Origin of the sequence: Vreelandella titanicae (genome assembly GCF_014697095.1) — a bacterium.
In the GTDB taxonomy this organism is placed as follows: domain Bacteria; phylum Pseudomonadota; class Gammaproteobacteria; order Pseudomonadales; family Halomonadaceae; genus Vreelandella; species Vreelandella titanicae.
Genome location: NZ_CP059082.1, coordinates 3037259 through 3058928 on the forward strand (window position 1 = coordinate 3037259; position 21670 = coordinate 3058928).

Here is a 21670-nt window from a genome sequence, read left to right on the forward strand (position 1 = left end):
CCAGGAGACGATGGAGACCGCAATGCGCGAACGTTTTTGGGAGCGCTTTACCCTCGAAGAGTTGACGCCCCAGGAGTGGGAAGCGTTATGCGATGGCTGTGGGCAGTGCTGCCTGCTAAAGTTGCACGACGAGGATACTCAGGAGTTAGCAGTACTGAACGTTGCTTGTCGCTTGCTGGATATTCACAGCTGTCAGTGCAGCGATTATGCGAACCGCTTTGAAACCGTTCCCGACTGCACCCAACTGACGCCTGCCTTGGTTAAAGAGTTCACCTGGCTGCCGCAGAGCTGTGGTTACCGGCGGGTGGCTGAAGGGCGCAAGTTGGCGGGTTGGCATCCGCTGTTAAGCAATGATGCCGAGCGGGTTCACCGCAAAGGCGTCAGCGTACGCAGCTTTGCGGTGTCCCAAGATGAGGTGCCCGAGCAGCAATTGGAGTCGCATATTATTGCCGTGCTGCCGATGTAGTTCCCTTTTAGCACTTTACTCAGCAGTTGAAGGTGCTGGCGAGTGCAGTCCCAGCGCCCAGAGGATAAACGCGTCTTGGCGGGCGGTATCGCGCCAGGCTTGGAACCGACCGGATGCGCCGCCGTGGCCACTGCTCATATCGGTACGCATCAGAATTGGCGCTGATCCCTGTTGCTGCTGGGACACCTGGGCATAGAACTTGGCGGGTTCCCAGTAGCTGACCCGGGTATCGAACCAACTGCCCTCAATCCACAGGGCGGGGTATGACTGCGCTTTAATATTATCGATAGGCGAGTAAGTGGCTATTCGCTCGGCGACCTCTGGTTCTTCAGGGTTGCCCCACTCGCTGTACTCCGCGGTCGTCAGAGGCAGCTCCGGGTTCTGCATCGTGCGCAGCACGTCTAAGAAGGGCACGTCTAGCAGAGCGGCGCAAAACTTTTCCGGGGCACGATTAATGCAGGTGCCGACCAGCAGCCCTCCAGCGCTGGCGCCATAGGCCGCTATGCGCTGTGAATCACTGACACCCTGCTCCACAAGCGCTTCCCGGGCGGCCAGGAAATCGTTAAAGCTGTTCTCCTTGTGGGCCATCTTGCCGTTTAAATACCAGGGTTCGCCGCGCTCGCCGCCGCCACGCACATGAGCAACGGCAAAGGCCGCACCGCGCTCGAGCAGTTCCAGCCGGGCGATCGAGAACCAGGGGTCGAGAGCCTCACCGTAAGCGCCGTAGCCATACAGCAGCGTGGGTAAGGGCTGATCCGCCAGGTCGGCGCGCATCACCACCGATACGGGCACTTGCTCGCCATCGCTGCTGGTTGCCCAAAGGCGGCGGCTGACTAGCTGTTCAGGCTGTAAGTTGCCGTAAACAGGTACCCGCTTCAGTAGCGTCCGTTCGCCACTGGTTAGATCGAGTGAAAACCAGCTGGGCGGCTGGGTAAACGACTCTTCGCGCAGGCGCACTACCTGGGTATCGAAGTGCGGGGCATCTTCAAGCATCTGCGAACAGGGTTGTTCAGGCAGTGCCAGGGTCTCATCCAGGGTGCAGCTATGCTGGGCATCGAAAAGTAAACGCCGCAAACGCACTTGCGCCTGGGCATGGTCGCGCTCAGCCAGCATCAGCCCCCAAGAGAACGCATCAACGCCTTCCAGGGTGGCTTCTTCACGGTGGGCGATTAACGTTTGCCAATTCAATTGGGGCTGACCAAGCTGACTTTCGGGCAGAAAGTCGAGCTGGAAGTGAGCACCTGCCTGGTTATGCAGGCGGTAAAAGCTGCCTGGTCGGTGATCAATGCTGTACTCAACCCCCGCCTGGCGCTGCTGAATACACAGCGGGGCTGAATCAGGAGAGTGAGCGGCCAATAGGTGAATTTCACTGGTGTCTTTTGAGCCGCTTTCTAGCAGCAGCCACGACCGCGAGCGCGTTTTGCCAATACCGAGCCAAAACTCAGGATCCTCTTCCCGTAGCACCAATACTGGCTCATTTGCAGCATCAGGCTCCATCAGTGAAAGCGCAAGCCGCCAAACGCTGTCTGGGCGCTGAGTGTCGTCAAACCGCGTGAACAGCAGCGTCGCTGTAGTGGCAGTTTGATCTTCTGCCCAGCAAAGCCCCGCACCAATATCGCTTAATAGTTGCACGGGCGTTCCATTAGGCAGCGCTTTCAGCCACAGAGTAAAACGCTCGTCGCCTTGAGTATCTTCTGTCCAGGCCAACCACTGCTCATCGGGTGACAGCGCCATATCGCCCATGTCGTAAAAGTCGTGCTCGGCGGCACGGGCTCTAACGTCAAAAAAACATTCCTGTTGTTCAGGCTGGCGATTGGGGTGGCGCCACCAGCAGGGGTAATCATCCTCGGCACTGGTTTCGTTCCAGAACGTGAAGTGGTCAAGCGTTGTCTTAAGGCTGGTCACGGCTAATTCGCGGCGCGCCAGGTGGCTCTGGTATAACGCTTCCTCCAGCGGGGCAAGCGGGGCAAACCAATCGGCTTGTTGCTGGTTGGCGGCCTCTAAAAAGGCACTGACCTGTGGGTCATCGCGCTCTTCTAACCAGTGCCATTGCGGGTCATTAGCGCGATAATAGCGTGCAGCGGGTAAGCCTGAAGGTATGCCTTGCTGTGCTTTCATAAATTGATAGGTACCATAACGGGAAATCAACGTCGGGTGAGTTCACCCATATGAGGGGTATTATGCTGTTTGCAAATTCAACGCCACTACTGTGGTTGAGTTATTACGGGCTGTCGCTGTTAGTGATTGTCGCGGTCTATTTTGCGTTCACTTTTCTGCCTCGCTTGCCACGTCTTGTGCTGACCTGGATGGTGGCAGGGGCAATATGGGCACCCGCCACTTTCCGGCTGCCGTTAATAGAAGAGGGTGAATTCTATACCGGTTGGGCACCTTCGGCGATGGTGGCGGCGGTTGGGTTTTTAGAAAACAACGGCGCAGCACTTCGTGGCGGGCTAATGTGGCTGGTGTTGGGGATGGCATTAGGCGCGCTGATTGGCGTTGCTCTGTGGTGGTGGCGCCGTCCTGGGGACGATGAGTATGTCGCCCAGGAAGAAGAGAGTGCCGATGAAAGCGAATCACCACGCCGTCGCGAACCGGTGATTGGTTAATGCCTGTGTTTAGGTTCCATGCTTTTGCAGAGAGCGCCGGGTGTCTATGTATTGGTAAAGCGTATGTGTGAACTGCTGGGTATGAGCGCCAATGTGCCCACCGATATCTGTTTTAGCTTTTCGGGCTTTTTGCATCGCGGTGGGGGCACCGGCCCTCATCGCGATGGTTGGGGAATTGCCTTCTACGAAGAGGGCGGTTACCGCGATTTTCGCGACCCCCATCCCTCCGTCGATTCCCCTATCGCCCGGCTAATTTGCGATTACCCGATTAAGTCCAATGTGGTGATCAGTCACATTCGCCAGGCCAACGTGGGGGGCGTAAAGCTTGCCAATACCCACCCTTTCACGCGCGAAATGTGGGGGCGACCCTGGTGTTATGCTCACAATGGGCAATTAAGTGGCTGGGAGCGTTTAGCGTTAGGAAACTACACCCCGGTTGGCAGCACCGATAGCGAGTACGCCTACTGCTGGTTAATGGGGGAGATTCGCCGTGAATTTCCTTGCCCGCCAGCAGATCCCACAACGCTGTGGGAGCGCTTGCACCAGCTATGTGAGCAGCTAAGAGCGCTGGGCGTGTTCAATATGCTGCTCTCCGATGGCGGCTATTTATATACATTTTGCGCCACGAAGCTTGCACATATTACCCGCTGCGCGCCCTTCGGCGAGGCGGAACTCTCCGACGCCGAGATGACGGTGAATTTTGCCGAACATACCACGCCTGACGACATCGTTTCAGTGATTGCCACTGAACCGCTCACGCACAATGAAGCCTGGCAGCGCATGGTGCCGGGTGAGCTATTGGTCTGGCGCGATGGAGAAATTCAGGCGCGTTACTGTCCATAAAGAAACGATCTACTAAATTGGAATGAGGGACGCAGCAGAAAATCAAGTGAGCCCGACTATGGGCTAAAGTTGAAACGTCAGTTTCAATCGATCGTTTTACAGCCTGTTAGAGGTCGTATATCGTTGGGCTTCTTAACCTATTTTTTCAGATAGAGCCTAGCGACAACAACAAGGTCGGTGACTTACGCCGACGCCAATAGCGGAGATTGCCCATGAGCGAACACGCCAACGCCGCCGTTTTACGTGGCCCAGCGCTTGAAGGGTTGGATCAGTACGATTCAGTCACGGATGTTTTTCATAACGCAGTAACACGCTTTAAGGACAAGCCAGCTTTTTCCTGTATGGGAAAAACGCTCTCTTTCGCTGATCTTGACCGCCTCTCTGCAGACTTTGCTGCATGGCTACAGCATGAAACCGACCTCGTTCCCGGTGATCGTATCGCCATCCAGTTGCCCAACGTACTGCAGTTTCCTGTGGCGGTATTCGGTGCACTGCGCGCAGGCTTGGTAGTGGTCAACACCAACCCGCTATATACCGAGCGGGAAATGGCCAACCAGTTCAAGGATTCCAACGCTAAAGCCATTGTGATTTTGGCCAATATGGCGGACAAGCTGGAGAAAGTGCTCGATAAAACAGATATCAAGCATGTGCTCGTCACCCAGCTAGCTGACTTGCACGATGTGCCCAAGCGCTGGTTAATCAATGCAGTGGTCAAGCACGTTAAGAAAATGGTGCCTGCTTATTCACTGCCCAGTGCGGTTGGCTTCCGTGATGCGCTAAAAAAAGGTGCCTCGCTAAGTCATACCGAGGTCAAGAGGAGCCACGACGATTTAGCCGCGCTTCAATATACCGGTGGCACCACGGGTATGCCAAAAGGCGCAATGCTGACCCATCGCAATCTCATCGCCAATATGCTGCAAGCGCGGGAAGCGATTGGTACTCATCTGACCGATGGCGAAGAGCTGGTTATCGCACCGCTACCGGTTTATCACATCTATACCTTTACGGTTAACTGCCTGTTCCTAATGGAAACCGGTAACCACTCTTTGCTGATCACTAATCCTCGCGACCTGGATGGTTTTATCAAAGAGCTCAAGGGGCTGCCCTTTAGCGCTTTTATCGGCCTCAATACGCTGTTTAATGCGCTATGTAATCGCGACGATTTCAAGCAGCTCGATTTTTCCAAATTGAAGCTGACGATCTCCGGCGGCATGGCGCTGACCAAAGCAGCGGCGCAGCGTTGGGAAAAAACCACCGGTTGCCCAATTGCCGAGGGGTATGGTCTGACCGAGACTTCTCCCATTGTTAGCTTCAACCCGACCGATTCGATCCAACTGGGCACTATCGGTAAGCCCGTGGCGGGCACCGCGGTAAAAGTCGTCGACGCCGATGGCAACGACGTGGCATTGGGCGAGCCGGGAGAACTGTGCGTGCAAGGGCCACAGGTGATGAAAGGCTACTGGCAGCGTGAAGATGAAACCCGTGACGCCATCGATGAGGATGGCTGGTTTCGCACCGGCGACATCGCTGTGCTGCAGGATGATGGCTATATCCGCATCGTTGATCGCAAAAAAGATATGATCCTGGTCTCTGGCTTTAATGTTTATCCCAACGAAGTTGAAGATGTGGTGGCAGCCCACCCGGATGTGCTTGAGTCTGCCGCGGTCGGTGTGCCAGATGAAAATGCTGGCGAAGCCATCAAGCTGTTTGTGGTAAGTAAAAATGACCAGCTAGATGAAAAAACACTACGCGACTGGTGCAAAAAAGAGCTCACTGGCTACAAAGTGCCGAAATTCATAGAGTTTCGCGATGAGCTGCCCAAAACCAACGTGGGTAAAGTGCTCCGCCGCCAGCTGCGCGACGAAGAGCCCTCAAAAACGTAACCGTTACATGACGACTCGGCGCTGTGGTTAGGCGTCGCGGCGCTGAAAGCGTTACACTATACGACCCGCTCAATTGAGCGGGTTGATTTTTTATATCTGTTATTAATATCTCTTGTTAAATGCCCAAGCGAATGGAAGCCGACTCAATCGTGACCACCGACACATCCCCAGCCCCCACCGATAGTCAACGTCTTGCGTCGCTGAAACAGGCCGCGGGCGATGTGATGCTGCGCGATGCAGAGCGGCTGGAGCGCCGGCTGGCTGGTTTAAACCGTCGCCTACGTGATAGCAAACCGATTAGCCGTGGCTTGGACGAGGTGCAGCGCGAGCTTGGTCGTGCCCAGCAGCAGCTCAGTCAGCGCGAAAGCCAAAAGGTCGCCTTCAATTACCCGCCAGAATTGCCGGTGGTCGAACGCCGGGAGGATATTGTCAACGCCATCCGCGATCATCAGGTCGTGGTGGTGGCGGGGGAGACCGGCTCAGGCAAAACCACCCAGCTGCCTAAAATGTGTTTGGAACTGGGCCGAGGCCGCCGTGGCTTAATTGGCCACACCCAACCGCGTCGCTTGGCTGCCCGCAGTGTCGCCAGTCGCCTGGCGGAAGAGCTGGAAGTCTCTCTGGGCGAGCAGGTGGGCTATCAGGTGCGCTTCACCGACCAGAGCAGCCCGACGACCCTGGTCAAACTGATGACCGACGGGATTTTGCTGGCCGAGACCCAGCATGATCCGCTGCTGCTGCGTTACGACACCATCATTATTGATGAAGCCCACGAGCGCAGCCTGAATATCGACTTTCTACTCGGCTACCTCAAACGTTTGCTCCCCAAGCGGCCCGATCTAAAAGTCATCATTACCTCGGCGACTATCGACGTGGAGCGCTTTGCCAAACACTTCGGCACCACCAAGACGCCTGCACCGGTGGTGGAAGTCACCGGGCGCACCTACCCCGTTGAAGTACACTACCGGCCGCTGGTGCGCGATGAGGACGATGAAGAAGACCGCACGCTGCAAGAGGGCATTCTGCACGCGGTGGAAGAGATTGAAGCCGTTGAGCGTGAAAAAGGCTGGTTGCATGGCCCTCGTGATGTGCTGGTGTTTTTACCTGGTGAGCGCGAAATTCGTGAAACCGCCGATACCCTGCGCCGCGCCGAGCTGAAAGGCACTGAAATCCTGCCACTCTACGCGAGACTCTCCAACGAAGAGCAGAACCGTGTGTTTGCTCCGCACCGTGGCAGGCGCATTGTACTCGCCACCAACGTCGCGGAAACGTCGCTGACCGTGCCTGGGATTCGCTACGTGATTGACCCTGGCCTCGTACGTATCAGCCGCTATAGCTACCGTTCCAAGATCCAGCGACTGCCGGTAGAAGCGGTTAGCCAGGCCAGCGCCAACCAGCGTAAAGGGCGCTGTGGGCGGATTGCCGAAGGCGTGTGCATTCGCCTCTACAGCGAAGAGGATTTCCTATCCCGGCCCGGCTTTACCGACCCGGAAATCCAGCGCACCAACCTTGCCTCGGTGATTCTCTCGATGCTGGGGCTCAAGCTCGGCGATATCGAGGCCTTTCCGTTTGTTGATCCACCGGATAGCCGCTTTGTTAAAGACGGCTTTCGACTGCTGTTCGAGCTGGGGGCGGTGGACGACAAGCAGCGCCTTTCTCCGCTTGGGCGTAAGCTGGCGCGGCTGCCGATTGACCCGCGCTTGGCGCGAATGGTGTTGGCGGGTGCCGAATTCGGCAGCCTTCGCGATGTGCTGATCGTCGTCTCGGCGCTAGCCATCCAAGACCCCCGCGACCGACCGGCGGATAAGCGCCAGGCGGCCGACCAAGCTCACCAGCGCTGGCATGACCCGGATTCCGATTTTGTCGCCTTGCTGAACCTTTGGCACGGCATTGAGAATGCCCGTGAGGCGCTTTCAGGTAATCAACTGCGCCGCTGGTGCCGCGAGCACTACATCAACTACCTGCGCATGCGCGAATGGCACGACACCTTCCGCCAACTGCGCCAACTGCTGCGCGATATGGATATCGACGTGCCCGCGCCGCCGCCCCGTAATGAAGACGAGAGCGAAGAACAGGCGCGTCAAACGCGGCGTAAAACGTCGGGCAAGGTGCATCAGGCGCTACTCTCTGGGCTGCTCTCTAATCTGGGGACGTTGGTGGAGAACCGCGAGTATCTCGGCGCCCGCAATCGCAAGTTTATGATTCATCCAGGCTCAGGGTTGGCCAAGAAGTCGCCCAAGTGGATCATGGCGTTCGAGATGGTGGAAACCTCCAAGCTGTTTGCCCGCACCGTGGCCAAAATCGATCCCCAGTGGATTGAACCCCAGGCGCAGCACCTGGTTAAACGCAGCTACAGCGAACCGCATTGGGAAATGAAGCGCGCCCAGGTAGTGGCCTTTGAACAGGTCACGCTGTTTGGTCTGCCGATTGTGGCGCGGCGCAAGGTACATTACGGGCCAATCGCGCCCCAGGAGTCCCGGGAGCTGTTTATTCGCCGTGCGCTGGTGGAAGGGGAATTTCACACCAAAGGTGCCTTCTTTGCTCATAACCGCGCGTTGATCGACGAAGTCGAAGCGCTGGAAGATCGCGCTCGGCGGCGAGATATTCTGGTCGATGAAGACACGCTCTATGACTTTTACGACCAGCGGATCCCGGCGGAGATAGTCAACGGCAAGGGCTTTGAGCACTGGCGTAAGCAGGCCGAGCAGCAAGAGCCACAATTACTGCATTTCGATATTGATTCACTTAAAGCGCGCGACGCGGAGGACGTTACCCAGGCGCAGTATCCTGATCATTTGATTCTGGCGGGCGTCGCGTATCCGGTAAGCTACCACTTTGACCCCGAAGCCAAGGATGACGGTGTTACCCTGACCGTTCCCGCTGCAATGTTGCCCCAGGTGCCGGTGCATGCTCTGGAGTGGTTGGTACCTGGGCTGCTGCGTGAAAAGTGTATTGCGCTTCTGAAGTCACTGCCGAAAAGCATCCGCCGCCAGGTGGTGCCGATTCCTGATTGGGTGGATGCGGCGCTGGAAACCCTGGTGCCCGATCAGCGCCCGTTAACCGAGGCCTTGGGGGAGTTCATTCGCCGCCGTACATCGACGCGGGTGCATCCCGACGACTGGCGCCTCGACGTGCTCGAACCGCATCTGATCATGAATATTCGCGTGGTCGATCACGCGGGCGAAACCTTAGGGCAGGGGCGCGATCTGCGTGCTTTAGAGCAGCGCTTTGAAGCGGCAGCCAGCGCAGGCGCCCAGGCACTGGCTGAACAGGTTAGCCAAGAGCCCGCTGTGGCCGGGCTACCCAAGACGCCGCTGCCCGCTTCGCGCGTTACCACCCAGGCAGGTATTCGCGTAGAGGCGTATCCTGCCCTGGTCGCTGAAAGCAGGATTGCGAAAACCAGCGGTCTTGACGCCAGCGAGTTCAAGGTGGCGTTGTTTGATCACCCTGCAAAAGCTGACGCTGCCCACCAGGAGGGCATCGCTCGGCTGGCAATTGCCAAGCTACCTGAACAGGTTAAAGCGATTAAACAACTGCCGGGTGTTGAGAAGTGCGCGCTACTGTTCGCCAAAGTGGGTAGTAAACAAGCTTTGATCGACGATCTGCTGCTTGCGGTGTTTACCCAGGTGATTGCTCAGCACCCCCTGCCGCGCTCGGAAGGCGAGTTTAGCCAGCGACTAAACGCTACTCAGGGTCAGCTTGTAGACGAAGCGAAAGCACTGCTGGTACGCGTAGAGGCCGCGCTAAAAGGGCATCTGGCGGTCAGTAAGGTGCTCAAAGGGAAGCTTAATTTTGCTCTGGCGCTGGTGTATAGCGATGTTAGCGCGCAGATGCAACGTCTGGTCTATCCAGGCTTTATTCGCGATGCGGGCGCTTGGCTGGACGAATACCCGCGCTACACCGAGGCGGCGCTCATTCGGCTTGAAAAAGCCGCCCGTGAGCGCGGTCGCGATCAAATGATGATGCAAGATGTCCAGGCATTAGAGGCCCGCTTTGATGCCCGCCGCGAAAGCGAGCGACGCGGAAGGGTGGAAGATCCTGAATTGGTCGCTTTTGGCTGGTGGCTGCAGGAGCTTAGAGTATCGCTATTTGCACAGCAGTTGGGGACTAACATGGTGGTGTCGGTAAAACGATTGGAAAAACGCTGGCAAGAGATCACTAGCGTTTAGCTAGGGGTTGAAAAAAGTTGCTGGAAAAACCGCTATTTTACGCACACAGTAACGTGATGGGTTCGCCGTAAGCATTGATGGCCGGTCACGTCGGCAAGCCGCTTAGAGGAGATTGGCATGACACATGTGGTGATTACCGGTACAGGTCTCTATACACCGGAACACGCCATTGATAATGCGGCCCTGGTGGCGGCATTTAATGCTTGGGTAGACAGCGAGAATGAACAGCATGCCGGAGCCATTGCGCGCGGCGAGCGTGAACCGCTGGCACATTCAAGCAGCGAATTTATCGAAAAAGCCTCCGGTATTAAGAGCCGCTATGTGCTCGATGCAGCTGGGATCCTTGACCCACAGCGTATGCGGCCTAAACTTCCGCAGCGGGGCAATGACGAACCCTCTATTCAGTGCGAGATGGCGACCGCTGCCGCGCGGCAGGCGCTGGCCGCTGCCAAGGTAGAAGCTGCTGACATCGAGCTGGTGATCGTGGCCTGCTCAAACCTGGAGCGTGCCTACCCCGCTATGGCGGTCGAGGTGCAGCAGGCCTTGGGCACAAGTGGTTACGGGTTCGATATGAATGTGGCCTGTAGTTCAGCGACGTTTGCTTTGGAAACGGCTGCCAACGCCATAGCCTCCGGCAGTGTGAAGCGTGCCCTGGTGGTCAATCCGGAAATTTGCTCGGCGCACCTCAACTTTCGAGACCGTGACAGCCACTTCATTTTCGGCGATGCTTGTACCGCTGTGGTACTAGAAAATAGCGCTATTGCGGTGGCCGATGAGCAGTTTGAAATTCTTGGCACGCGTCTGGTTACCCAGTTTTCCAACGCGATCCGTAATAATGCAGGGTTCCTTAACCGCGTAACGGACAGTGACCCACTCGCCTTGGATAAGCTGTTTGTGCAGGAAGGGCGTCGGGTGTTTAGAGAAGTTTGCCCGATGGTGGCTAAATTGATCACCGATCATTTGGCCTCCTTAGAGTTGGCCGGTGGCGATCTGAAGCGCATGTGGCTACACCAGGCTAACCGGCATATGAACGATTTGATTGCCCGCAAAGTATTGGGCTATGACCCGAGTGAAACACAGGCGCCGATTATTTTGGATCGTTACGCCAACACCAGTTCAGCGGGTTCTATCATCGCCTTTCACCTCCATCGCGAGGCGCTTGTGGAGGGCGATATTGGCGTGATTTGCTCCTTTGGAGCAGGTTATAGCGCGGGCAGTGTGGTTATTCGTCGTTTGTAGATGTCTGTATAAGGTGCAAGGGAATTGAAAAAGGAAAATGTCATGTGGCAGTGGTTTAATAACGCGCAGCCTGCGCTTTCGCTGCGTAGCAAAGGGTTGCCACTACTACTGGTGACGTTACTCGCAACCGGAGGCTGTGCCAGTACGCAAATGGCGGAAAATACTGCTCCCGAAGACCCTTGGGAAGGCTTTAACCGCAAAGTGTTTGCGTTTAACGATGTGTTGGATCGCTACGCGCTCAAGCCGGTGGCAACAGGCTATCGTGCTATTACCCCCGACCCGGTAGAAACGGGCGTAGGTAATTTTTTCTCCAACTTAGGTGAAGTGCGTACTGCGCTTAACAGCGTGCTGCAGGGCAAACCGTCAAACGCGGGCCTCGCCACGTCACGTTTTTTAATTAACTCCACGGTAGGCATTGGCGGACTGTTAGATTATGCCACCCTAATGGAAATTACTGCGGATGAAGAAGATTTTGGCCAAACGTTAGCGGTGTGGGGGTGGGAAGATTCGCGTTATCTGGTGCTGCCTTTCTTTGGCCCCAGCACGCTGCGGGATACCACCGGTATGCCCGCGAACATGGCAACGAACCCCGTTAATTATGCAGAAGACGATATTGTTCGAGTAGGCCTTACCGCACTCAAAGCGATCGATATTCGAGCGGGTTTGCTTGACCAGGAAGAATTAATTCGTGGTGATCGCTACCGTTTTATTCGTGACGCTTACTTGCAGAACCGCCAATTTGAGGTGAGCGATGGAGAATTGGGTGATGACCCCTTTGCCAGCGAAACCTTCGACTTTGATGACAGCGATTTTGATGACAGCGGTCAGGATGATAGTGACTTTGGTGACAACGAAGTCACCGATTGAGGCTTATGATGGATCATTCTAAGCAGTTGATCGCGGTGATCGACGAACCTGGTCGTGAACGTGATGCGCTGGCTGAAGCGATTACCTGCGATGGCATGTGGGTGTTTGCCGCTGAGGATATCGCGCATTTGCCTGCTGACACGGCGCTCATTGTTGCCCATGCTCGGGCAGTTCCGCGGCAGCAATGGACACACCTAACGCGACGCCTACCGACACTGGTAGTCAGTGACTCGCGTCAGGACGCCGACTTGATCAAAGCGATTGATGTGGGGCTGGTGGACTATATTGTCCATCCGCTGCGACACGCCGAGCTGTTGCGACGAATGATCCGTAAGGCCATTAAGCTCAACGATTTGGCGCTGGAGCGCGAGCGTGACCATGCGCGTCTGGCGGAGTTAAACGAGAGCCTAGAGACCCACCTCGCGCTGCTGCGGATGGATCAGCAGAGCGGAGGGCATATCCAGCGGCGTTTGTTGCCGCTGCGGCCCAAGGTGATTAACGGGGTGTATTACGACTACGTATTTGCCCCTTCGCTCTATTTGTCTGGTGATTTTCTCGATTACCAACGCTATAACGAGCGCTACAGTGCCTTCTATTTCGCCGATGTATCGGGGCATGGTGCCTCGTCGGCATTTGTTACCGTGCTGCTCAAATATTTATGCAACCGCTGGTTGAGTGAGTGGGATGGCCAGCATCCGGAAAATCTGCCGCCTGATTGGTTAAAGGCGATGAACCGCGAGCTGCAGGGCACCGATATTGGTAAACATGCCACCTTATTTGTCGGTGTTATTGACCACGAGGCGCATACTCTTCACTATTCGCTCGGCGCGCAACTTCCCATGCCCCTGTTGGCAGCAGAGGGAGAGCTACGCCGTTTAGAAGGCGAGGGAATGCCGGTAGGCCTTTTCCCCGATGTGGAGTATCCTTCGCTGAGTTGTGCATTGCCGAATAAATTTCGTCTATGGCTCTGCTCAGATGGAGTATTGGAATGCTTGCCGGGTAAAACGCTCGACACGCGGCTCAAGGAGCTTGAGCAATTAGTAAGCGAGAGTGTAACGCTTGAGCAGTTGCGCGACCGGCTAGCAGAAACGAATGCACTCCTTGCCGAAGGGGATGCAGAGTTTGATGCCAACCAAGAGCGCGATGCTTTACCCGATGATCTAACAATCATGATGGTGAGCGGATTTGGTCATGCTGATTGAAGAGGGCCGCATTAAAGCGGCGTTCGATTCTGGTGTTTTTATTCTAAAACTGTGTGGTGATGTGCGTTTGACGCTCTGCGCCACGCTGGATACTCAAGCCCAGCGTCTTGCCGAGACGCCGGGGTTGCGTGCCGTATTGATTGACCTGCGTGAAGCCACCAATGTCGATTCGACGGCGCTTGGTTTTTTGGCCAAGGTCGCGATGGCGGTGAAAGGGCGCCTGGAGCAGCCGCCGACGATTATTGTCGATAATCCTGATGTACGGCAGATGTTGGACGTGATGGGCTTTGCGCGTTTCTTCACGCTGATGGAAGCACCGCTACAACAGACGAGTACGCTCAACAATGAGCTTGAAGAGCTGCCCCAAGAGCCGGCAGACGAAGAGGGACTGCGCGATCGTATCCTGGAAGCCCACCGTATTTTAATGCATATGAACGAGCATAACCGTGAGCAGTTTCAGCCACTGGTTGACATGCTTGAGTCGCAAGACGCCACTACGCATCACTAAGCTCCCCTCTCCTTGATAAGCCCCTGGCCTCTCCCAAGGGCTATCTACCGATAGTCTCCAATCCCGACAAAGGCCTTAAAATCAGCTATGATTAGCGGCCTATCTATTCCAGTGCGTACATTATCGCCTTAAGGAGACCCATGGATCTGAATCCTCGCCGGGTAGCACTGTTGGTTGCGGCCAATACGGCTCTGGCGCCCTTTGCTATCGACGCTTATTTGCCTGCCATGGGTATCATTGCTGAAAGCATCGGCGCCAGTATTCACCGTACTGAACTCTCCATCAGCGTATTCCTGTTCGGCTTTGCATTGGGCCAGTTATGCTTTGGGCCGCTTTCGGATCGGATGGGTAGAAAGCCTGTGCTGCTGGGCGGACTGGTGGTGTTTATGCTGGCAAGTCTTGCTATTACGATGGCGGACAGTTTGCCCACGCTGCTGGCTTGGCGGTTTATTCAAGCGTTGGGAGGCGGGGCCTGTGTGGTCAACTCGGCGGCGATTGTGCGCGACTGCTTTAGCGGGCGCGAGGCCGCCAAAGTGATGTCCACCATGGCGATGATCATGATGCTGGCTCCATTGGTGGCGCCTACCGTGGGCAGCTTATTGTTGCATATTGCCGGTTGGTGGCTGATTTTTGTATTTCTGGCCGTCTACGCGGGCTTTTTGCTCTGGCTGCTAGGAACGCGGTTACCTGAAACCCGCGATATGTCGCTGCCTGCAGCTTCACCACGGCAAGTAATACGCAACTACGCCAGCGTGCTTAAGCATCGTGAAGGCATGGGCTATATCTGTGCGGTAGCGGCTTCCTTTGCGGGCCTGTTTGCCTTTGTGACCGCTTCGCCGTTTCTTTATCTCGACTATTTTGGCCTCTCGCCCGGCACTTATCCGCTAGTGTTTGGGGTCAACGTGGTCGTTATTGCGCTCTCTAATCGGGTCAATATTCATCTGCTCCGCAAGCGCACTCCTCAGCAGAATTTGCGTTTAGGGTTGCTTATACAGCTGGTGGCCGCGCTTGGGTTGGTAGCGGTGACCGCCTTGGACATCGCGTCGCTAGTGATCGTGGTGCCGTTGATTATGCTGTTTACCGGTATGATCGGGCTGATCACGCCCAACGCGATCTCGTCGTTACTGGATCATTTTGGCCATATCAGCGCCACGGCAACGGCGCTACTGGGCGGGATCCAGTTTACCTGCGGCGCCCTCGCGGGAGTGATGGTAGGGCTGTTCGAGGTAGAACATCTTTGGCCCATGGTCCTCACCATGCTGGGCGCTGCGTTGCTAGGCAATATCGGTGTGCGCAAACTGACTAAAGCACCTGCTGCGGATGAATAGTTTTCAAATGGATAGGGCGTATGGATAGTTTGAATGGATAAGTTGAATGGATAGCATACTGGCTTGGGTCAATATGCCGATGGGCACTTGGTTAGCTTGCTCCGCCGTACTGTTAATGGGTGCTTTTGTGCAGCGCGCTACCGGCTTTGGTTTGGCCATTATTGGCGCACCGCTACTGTTGATGCTAGAGCCTCGTCTGGTGCCGGTCACTCTGGTACTGTTCGGATTTACCGTCTCCCTGATGATGGTGCGTCATTACTGGCACGAGGTGCGCCTGGATTCCATTGGCATGGCGCTAGTGGGGCGCCTTCCCGGCAATGCGCTGGGTATTTGGCTGCTACTCGCCGCCCCCATGTTTGTGTTAGAAAAGCTGATTGCGGTCATCGTCCTGTTTGCGGTACTCGTCACCTTGTGCCGCTTTCAGTTGCCGGTAAACCGAATAACGCTGTTTGGCGCTGGGGTGCTCTCTGGCATTTTTGGCACCGTTGCGGCTATTGGTGGCCCACCCATCGTGCTGCTGATGCACGGCTTACCCACTGATCGTGTGCGCGGCAATCTAGCCGCCTTTTTCATTTTGACCTCTCTATTGACCTTAATCACCCTTGCCTTGGCTGACCAGATTCAGCTTTGGCATTTCCAGGTCGCGCTTACCTTCCTACCTGCAGTATTAATAGGTAACGCCTTGGCAGATACCGTAGCCCACCGTTTAGACCGACGCATGCTGCAAGGTGCCTCGCTGGCGTTATGCACCCTCGCGGCGCTAGGACTTTTGTGGTGATGTAAGGTCGGGTTGCCTCTATGTAACGAAAAATTTTCTACGTTTTGCTCGCTGTCATGAAGTTGTCATGGAACCAGTGCAAGGTATGCCTTGCGAAGGCCAGATCCCTACATGAACAGGAGTATTTCGCATGAACCGTATTCTAAAAACCACCGTTATCGCGGCTGCTGTAATGAGCGTTGCCGGTGTTGCTCAAGCCCGTGATCAAATCCGAATCGTTGGTTCCAGTACCGTTTACCCGTTTGCCAGCTACGTAACGGAAGAGTTCGGTGCGACTACTGGTAACCCGACGCCTGTTATTGAATCGACTGGTTCGGGCGGCGGTTTGCGTCTGTTCTGTAATGGTGTTGGTGAAGGCACACCCGACATTACTAACGCTTCTCGTCGCATGAAAGTGTCTGAGTTTGAGCGTTGTGAAGAGAACGGCGTTACCGATATCACCGAGGCTAAAATCGGTTCTGACGGCATCGTATTGGGTCAATCAAGCGAAAACGATGACATTGCTTTAACCCGCGAACAGATCTTCATGGCGGTAGCTGCCATGGTGCCGGTTGATGGCGAGTTAGTTGAAAACCCCTACACCAACTGGAGCGAGATCGATTCTTCGCTGCCAGACCGTGAAATCTCCATTTATGGGCCGCCGACAACTTCGGGTACCCGCGATGCTTTTGAAGAGCTGGTAATGGAATCTGCGTCTGAGGGTATGGATGTTTACGGCGATGAAGGCTACACCGATATTCGTTCTGACGGTGTTTACATCGATGCCGGTGAAAACGACAACCTGATCGTTCAGCGCCTTTCAGAAGACACCGGTGCCTTTGGTATCTTCGGCTACTCTTTCCTTGAAGAGAATACTGACACGATCAGCGCCGCCAGTATTGATGGCGTCGATCCTGAGGCTGAGGCGATCAGCTCCGGTGACTATCCTATCGCGCGTTCACTGTGGTTCTACGTGAAGAACCAGCACGCTGAAGACGTCCCGCCGATGTACGATTACGTCGATATGTTTATGAGCGAAATGATGATTGGCGATGACGGCTACTTGCGTGATATCGGCTTGATCGTTCTGCCAGAAGAAGAGCGCGAAGAGTGGCGCCAGGCTGTTGCAGATCGCACTTCAATGACAGCAGACGTTCTTAAGTAAGTTGGTAGGTCAGATTAAAAGTGGTCGGCAGCGCAAGCTGCCGACCCGTTATTGTTGATAGGTTTCTTAACCGGTGACCACGTGAGAGAGATGCGATGCAGACCAACCAGCTTCTTCTGATTTTTTGCAGTGCATTATTGCTGCTGGGGCTGCTGGCTTTTTTTGCTGGCCGTTCAAAAGCCACTCGGTTACGTAGCGCGGGTACGGCGATGTTCGCCCAGCCTGACCAATACGCTTGGTTTACAGTACTCTCCACCGCCGGGCCAGCCGTGGTAGTGAGTGCCTTGGGCGCTTTCGTTTTGCTTCTAATGGGCGCCGACATTCCTACGCTTTATCTGCTGGCGGCGAGCTTAGTGATAGCAGCCATCGGGCTACTGGTGAGTCTTAATCAAGTAAAACCCGATTTTCATGCCCGTCAAGCCATTGAGCGGGTCATTCGCATGACCCTTGCTGGGGCAGCGTTAATCTCCATTTTGACGACCTTTGGTATTTTAATTTCGATTATTTCCGAGGCGCTGCGCTTTTTCCAAATGCACAGCTTCTGGGAGTTCATCACCGGCACCACTTGGAATCCAGGCGCGAGCTTTTTAGCATCCGCGGGTCGCGGTGATGGTAGCGGCGCTGAGTTTGGCTCGGTACCGCTGTTTGCTGGCACCTTTATGATTACCGCCATCGCTATGCTGGTGGCGGTGCCTATCGGTTTGCTTTCAGCGATTTATATGTCTGAATTTGCACCGCGCAAAGTGCGTACCGTCGCCAAGCCGGTGTTAGAAGTATTGGCAGGTATTCCTACCGTCGTTTATGGCTTTTTTGCCGCCATCACCGTGGCGCCGATCATTGTCAATATTGCCGGTTTTCTGGGGCTCGATGCGTCTTATAACAATGCGCTGGCACCCGGCATTGTGATGGGCATTATGATCATTCCGTTTATCTCATCGCTATCTGATGATGTGATCAATTCGGTGCCCGATAGCATGCGCCAGGGGTCGCTGGCACTCGGTATGACCAAAGGGGAAACGATTCGTGATGTGGTAGTACCCGCTGCCATGCCGGGGATTATCTCAGCGTCGCTCTTGGGTATGTCTCGTGCCATGGGTGAAACCATGATCGTGGTTATGGCGGCGGGTATGCGGCCTAATTTAACCGCTAATCCGCTGGAAGATATGACCACGGTGACTGTGCGTATCGTGGCGGCGCTCACCGGCGACCAAGAGTTTGAAAGTGCCGAAACATTATCAGCTTTTGCCCTTGGACTCGTGCTCTTCGTGATCACACTCGCACTCAACTTGGTGTCAGTATTGATGATCCGTCGTTTCCGTGAAAAATACCGCGTGAATAACCTGTAACGCCGAGGAACTGTTTCGATGAGCCACTCTTTTGACGAAATCAGCCAGCAGCTTAAGCGGCGTCACCGAAAGTCTACCCGCCTTAAATGGATAACCATGGGATCGTTAGGTCTCGCGGGCCTTTTTCTGGTGCTGTTTTTTGCCGATATGCTGAGTAAAGGTCTACCCGCTTTCCAGCAGGCCTATATACAAACCGAGATTAGCTACACACAAGAAGCCGAAACCGATGGGCGGCGGGCGTTTGATGAAGAGCTGTTGCCGTTAATTAGCCGTACGGCGGTGCGTACAATTCCATTAGAGTTGCGCAACAATCCTGACATGATCGGCACCAGTAAAGCGGAGTGGGTATTAGCGAATAGTGATGTCGATCAATACTTGAAGGGACACCGGCATCGCTTGAGTGACGAGGAGCAGGAAGCCCTTGATGCCCGAGTCGAATCTGGACAGGTGGATCTACGCTTTAATACCACTTTCTTTGGTTCGGGTGATTCAAAAATTGCCGAGAACGCGGGCATTTTATCGGCAGTGGTCGGCACCATTATGACCATGATCGTCACCCTGGCGATATCTTTCCCGATCGGCGTGATGACAGCTATTTATCTTGAAGAGTTTGCGCCGGATAACCGCTTAACCCAGATTATTGAAATTAACATCAATAACCTAGCGGCGATCCCGTCGATTCTATTTGGTCTGCTGGGTCTTGCGATCTTTATTAACTTTTTCGGGGTGCCGCGGTCGTCCCCATTAGTGGGCGGTATGACGCTGGCATTGATGACGCTGCCAGTGATCATTATTTCGACACGTACCGCACTGCGTAGCGTGCCTGAATCCATCCGTCACGCAGGCTTTGGGGTGGGCTGTTCACGCTGGCAGGTAGTGCGGGATCACGTTCTACCCTTGGCAATGCCGGGTATTATGACAGGTTCTATTATCGGCCTGGCGCAAGCGATGGGTGAAACGGCGCCGCTGATTATTGTAGGGATGGTGGCCTTTATCCCCGATGTGGGCGTTTCCTTTACCAACGCGGCAACAGTGATGCCTGCGCAAATATTCACCTGGGCTGGTGAACCTGAGCAGGCGTTTGTGGAAAAAACTGCTGGCGGTATTTTGGTGCTACTCACCATACTCATCTCACTCAACGCTTTTGCCGTTGTGATGCGTAAGAAATTTGAGCGTCGCTGGTAGGCCAGTGCGTTATAGAGGACATTTCTATGAATAGCCATGCAACTGTAATGAACGGCCAGCAGACACCTGCGGTTGGGCAACCCTATACACGAAATGAAGCTGCGTGCCACGACCTGAGTTTCCGGGTTCGCGATTTGAATCTGTGGTATGGCAAAAACCAAGCGCTGAAGAATCTGAATATTGATCTTTTTCAGAAAAATGTGACGGCGCTGATTGGCCCTTCGGGGTGTGGTAAGTCGACGTTCTTACGCTGCTTGAATCGTATGAACGACCTGATTCCTAGCGTACGCACCGAAGGCCTGGTCGAGATGGACGGGTTGGACGTTAACGCACCTAAAATGGATGAAGTGGCGCTCCGTCGCCGGGTGGGCATGGTTTTCCAAAAGCCTAATCCGTTTCCTAAGTCGATCTTTGAAAATATCGCTTACGCACCACGCATGCACGACTTGGTCAGCCGTAAAGCCGAGCAGGAAGAATTGGTTGAAAAAGCGCTGCGTGACGCTGGGTTGTGGAACGAGGTGAAAGACAAGCTGCATGAGCCAGGCACCTCTCTGTCCGGTGGTCAGCAACAGCGGTTGTGTATTGCCCGCGCTATTGCGGTTCAGCCTGATGTGATTTTGATGGATGAGCCAACCTCAGCGCTTGATCCTATTTCCACCGCCACCATCGAAGACCTGATGGACAAGCTGAAAGAGAAATTCACCATCATTACCGTGACGCATAATATGCAGCAGGCGGCGCGGGTGGCGGACTACACGGCGTTCTTCCACCTGGGGGAAATCATTGAGTACAACGACACCAAAGTGATGTTCTCAACCCCGGCACAGAAGAAGACCGAGGACTATATCTCTGGTCGTTATGGTTAATTAATGCTTGCTAATTAATACTTACTACGCAGGCCTACTACACGGTGGTGGGCCTGTTTGTTAGTAGGCGTTTTTTTAAGTGTTTATATATGTTTTAACGTATATAGCCGTTATGCTTTCTCTTAATAGATTGTGTAACCGTTAGCTTAGGAGGCACTCATGGCACTACGTATTGGCATTAACGGCTTTGGGCGGATTGGGCGTTTGGCATTGCGCAGTTTGTGGGGGCAGGTAGACGCTGGCGCGGTAGCAATAACACGCATTAACGACCCGGGCGGCGATGCGGCAACCTTTGCCCACCTGCTGGAGTTTGATTCAGTTCACGGGCGCTGGACACCAGGGAAGGGTATCTTGGCAACCGATGACGCTATCGTTCTCGATGGAAAAACTGTCGTCTTTAGCGCTAATAAAGCAATTGCCGATAGCGATTGGTCGAACTGCGATATCGTTATCGAGTGCTCGGGCGTAATGAAAACCACCGATAAACTGCAGGCGTACATTGATCAAGGCGTCGGTCGTGTGGTGGTGAGTGCGCCTATGAAAGAGGCGAACGTGCTTAATGTGGTGGTGGGGGTGAACGACCACCTTTACGATCATGCTCAACATAAGATCGTTACCGCTGCCAGTTGCACCACCAACTGCTTGGCACCGGTAGTCAAAGTCATTCAGGAAACCTTTGGTATCCGCCATGGCTCGATGACCACGGTGCACGACATCACCAACACTCAAACCATTTTAGATGCCCCGCATAAAGACCTGCGCCGCGCCCGGGCTTGCGGCATGAGCTTAATCCCCACCACCACCGGCTCGGCCAAAGCCATCACTGCTATTTTCCCCGAACTGGAAGGCAGGCTAAACGGTCACGCGATTCGTGTGCCGCTGGCTAACGCTTCGCTTACCGATATGGTGTTCGAGCTTGAGCGCGAAGTGACCGTCGAAGAGGTCAATCAGGCGCTAAAAGCCGCGGCTGATGGCGAGCTTGCCGGTATTTTGGGCTATGAAGAGCGCCCGCTAGTGTCGATTGATTACTGCACCGACCCGCGCAGCTCGATCATTGATGCGCTCTCCACCATGGTGATCAATGGCACCCAGCTAAAACTCTATGCCTGGTACGACAACGAGTGGGGCTACGCCAACCGCACGGCCGAGTTGGCCCTGATGGTAGGTAGGGGGCAGGTAGGCGGTGAGCAGGTGGGCCGTGGCTGATTTATCGTTGTTAAAGCGGGTAAAGGCGCTACCTTTC

The 21670-nt window shown here is 54.8% G+C and carries 17 protein-coding genes; 16 read left to right on the forward strand and 1 reads right to left on the reverse strand.

Annotated elements, in window-relative coordinates:
- Positions 1-10: 10 nt before the first annotated feature.
- Positions 11-466, forward strand: a complete 456-nt coding sequence (locus HZS52_RS13945; protein WP_041159210.1) for a YcgN family cysteine cluster protein — start codon at positions 11-13, stop codon at positions 464-466.
- A gap of 15 nt (positions 467-481) precedes the next feature.
- Here the strand turns inward: HZS52_RS13945 and HZS52_RS13950 are convergent, their stop codons facing one another.
- Complete coding sequence (locus HZS52_RS13950; protein WP_190372992.1) at positions 482-2584, reverse strand: S9 family peptidase; 2103 nt, start codon at positions 2582-2584, stop codon at positions 482-484.
- Between the two features lie 62 nt (positions 2585-2646).
- Between HZS52_RS13950 and HZS52_RS13955 the strand changes: the two genes are divergently transcribed.
- The 15 genes from HZS52_RS13955 (at position 2647) to HZS52_RS14025 (ending at position 21633) form a co-directional block, all read left to right on the forward strand.
- Positions 2647-3072 carry a hypothetical protein gene (locus tag HZS52_RS13955; RefSeq protein WP_022522917.1) on the forward strand — a complete coding sequence of 142 codons (426 nt, stop codon included), beginning with the start codon at positions 2647-2649 and terminating at the stop codon, positions 3070-3072.
- 63 nt (positions 3073-3135) lie between these two features.
- Positions 3136-3915, forward strand: a complete 780-nt coding sequence (locus HZS52_RS13960; RefSeq protein ID WP_027958452.1) for a class II glutamine amidotransferase — start codon at positions 3136-3138, stop codon at positions 3913-3915.
- 212 nt (positions 3916-4127) lie between these two features.
- Positions 4128-5798, forward strand: a complete 1671-nt coding sequence (locus tag HZS52_RS13965) for an AMP-binding protein (RefSeq protein ID WP_190372993.1) — start codon at positions 4128-4130, stop codon at positions 5796-5798.
- A gap of 131 nt (positions 5799-5929) precedes the next feature.
- The gene (gene hrpA / locus HZS52_RS13970; RefSeq protein ID WP_190372994.1) at positions 5930-9964 is read left to right on the forward strand and encodes an ATP-dependent RNA helicase HrpA; all 4035 of its coding nucleotides are present in this window, start codon (positions 5930-5932) and stop codon (positions 9962-9964) included.
- A gap of 117 nt (positions 9965-10081) precedes the next feature.
- Complete coding sequence (locus HZS52_RS13975; RefSeq protein ID WP_027958455.1) at positions 10082-11203, forward strand: beta-ketoacyl-ACP synthase III; 1122 nt, start codon at positions 10082-10084, stop codon at positions 11201-11203.
- A gap of 42 nt (positions 11204-11245) precedes the next feature.
- Positions 11246-12070: an MlaA family lipoprotein gene (locus HZS52_RS13980; protein WP_035537982.1), complete on the forward strand. Its 825-nt coding sequence runs from the start codon at positions 11246-11248 to the stop codon at positions 12068-12070.
- 8 nt (positions 12071-12078) lie between these two features.
- Complete coding sequence (locus HZS52_RS13985) at positions 12079-13272, forward strand: PP2C family protein-serine/threonine phosphatase (protein WP_027958456.1); 1194 nt, start codon at positions 12079-12081, stop codon at positions 13270-13272.
- On the forward strand, positions 13262-13780 hold the full coding sequence (locus tag HZS52_RS13990; protein ID WP_022522924.1) for an STAS domain-containing protein: 519 nt from the start codon (positions 13262-13264) through the stop codon (positions 13778-13780). Before HZS52_RS13985 ends, HZS52_RS13990 begins: the two co-directional genes overlap by 11 nt.
- A 140-nt stretch (positions 13781-13920) precedes the next feature.
- On the forward strand, positions 13921-15108 hold the full coding sequence (locus tag HZS52_RS13995) for a multidrug effflux MFS transporter (RefSeq protein WP_190372995.1): 1188 nt from the start codon (positions 13921-13923) through the stop codon (positions 15106-15108).
- 46 nt (positions 15109-15154) lie between these two features.
- Positions 15155-15886 carry a sulfite exporter TauE/SafE family protein gene (locus tag HZS52_RS14000; RefSeq protein ID WP_190372996.1) on the forward strand — a complete coding sequence of 244 codons (732 nt, stop codon included), beginning with the start codon at positions 15155-15157 and terminating at the stop codon, positions 15884-15886.
- A 130-nt stretch (positions 15887-16016) separates the two neighbouring features.
- Positions 16017-17030 carry a PstS family phosphate ABC transporter substrate-binding protein gene (locus tag HZS52_RS14005; protein WP_009288020.1) on the forward strand — a complete coding sequence of 338 codons (1014 nt, stop codon included), beginning with the start codon at positions 16017-16019 and terminating at the stop codon, positions 17028-17030.
- 95 nt (positions 17031-17125) lie between these two features.
- The gene (gene pstC / locus HZS52_RS14010; RefSeq protein WP_009288021.1) at positions 17126-18376 is read left to right on the forward strand and encodes a phosphate ABC transporter permease subunit PstC; all 1251 of its coding nucleotides are present in this window, start codon (positions 17126-17128) and stop codon (positions 18374-18376) included.
- Between the two features lie 18 nt (positions 18377-18394).
- Positions 18395-19561: a phosphate ABC transporter permease PstA gene (gene pstA, locus HZS52_RS14015; protein WP_009288022.1), complete on the forward strand. Its 1167-nt coding sequence runs from the start codon at positions 18395-18397 to the stop codon at positions 19559-19561.
- Between the two features lie 26 nt (positions 19562-19587).
- Positions 19588-20427: a phosphate ABC transporter ATP-binding protein PstB gene (gene pstB / locus HZS52_RS14020; RefSeq protein WP_009288023.1), complete on the forward strand. Its 840-nt coding sequence runs from the start codon at positions 19588-19590 to the stop codon at positions 20425-20427.
- Positions 20428-20586: 159 nt separating this feature from the next.
- Positions 20587-21633, forward strand: a complete 1047-nt coding sequence (locus HZS52_RS14025; protein ID WP_190372997.1) for an ArsJ-associated glyceraldehyde-3-phosphate dehydrogenase — start codon at positions 20587-20589, stop codon at positions 21631-21633.
- Positions 21634-21670 lie beyond the last annotated feature (37 nt).

Coding starts and splice junctions, on each gene's coding strand:
- HZS52_RS13945 (WP_041159210.1), top strand. CDS start 11: ATGGAGACCGCAATGCGCGAACGTTTTTGGGAGCGCTTTACCCTCGAA.
- HZS52_RS13950 (WP_190372992.1), bottom strand. CDS start 2,584: ATGAAAGCACAGCAAGGCATACCTTCAGGCTTACCCGCTGCACGCTAT.
- HZS52_RS13955 (WP_022522917.1), top strand. CDS start 2,647: ATGCTGTTTGCAAATTCAACGCCACTACTGTGGTTGAGTTATTACGGG.
- HZS52_RS13960 (WP_027958452.1), top strand. CDS start 3,136: ATGTGTGAACTGCTGGGTATGAGCGCCAATGTGCCCACCGATATCTGT.
- HZS52_RS13965 (WP_190372993.1), top strand. CDS start 4,128: ATGAGCGAACACGCCAACGCCGCCGTTTTACGTGGCCCAGCGCTTGAA.
- hrpA (WP_190372994.1), top strand. CDS start 5,930: ATGGAAGCCGACTCAATCGTGACCACCGACACATCCCCAGCCCCCACC.
- HZS52_RS13975 (WP_027958455.1), top strand. CDS start 10,082: ATGACACATGTGGTGATTACCGGTACAGGTCTCTATACACCGGAACAC.
- HZS52_RS13980 (WP_035537982.1), top strand. CDS start 11,246: ATGTGGCAGTGGTTTAATAACGCGCAGCCTGCGCTTTCGCTGCGTAGC.
- HZS52_RS13985 (WP_027958456.1), top strand. CDS start 12,079: ATGGATCATTCTAAGCAGTTGATCGCGGTGATCGACGAACCTGGTCGT.
- HZS52_RS13990 (WP_022522924.1), top strand. CDS start 13,262: ATGCTGATTGAAGAGGGCCGCATTAAAGCGGCGTTCGATTCTGGTGTT.
- HZS52_RS13995 (WP_190372995.1), top strand. CDS start 13,921: ATGGATCTGAATCCTCGCCGGGTAGCACTGTTGGTTGCGGCCAATACG.
- HZS52_RS14000 (WP_190372996.1), top strand. CDS start 15,155: ATGGATAGCATACTGGCTTGGGTCAATATGCCGATGGGCACTTGGTTA.
- HZS52_RS14005 (WP_009288020.1), top strand. CDS start 16,017: ATGAACCGTATTCTAAAAACCACCGTTATCGCGGCTGCTGTAATGAGC.
- pstC (WP_009288021.1), top strand. CDS start 17,126: ATGCAGACCAACCAGCTTCTTCTGATTTTTTGCAGTGCATTATTGCTG.
- pstA (WP_009288022.1), top strand. CDS start 18,395: ATGAGCCACTCTTTTGACGAAATCAGCCAGCAGCTTAAGCGGCGTCAC.
- pstB (WP_009288023.1), top strand. CDS start 19,588: ATGAATAGCCATGCAACTGTAATGAACGGCCAGCAGACACCTGCGGTT.
- HZS52_RS14025 (WP_190372997.1), top strand. CDS start 20,587: ATGGCACTACGTATTGGCATTAACGGCTTTGGGCGGATTGGGCGTTTG.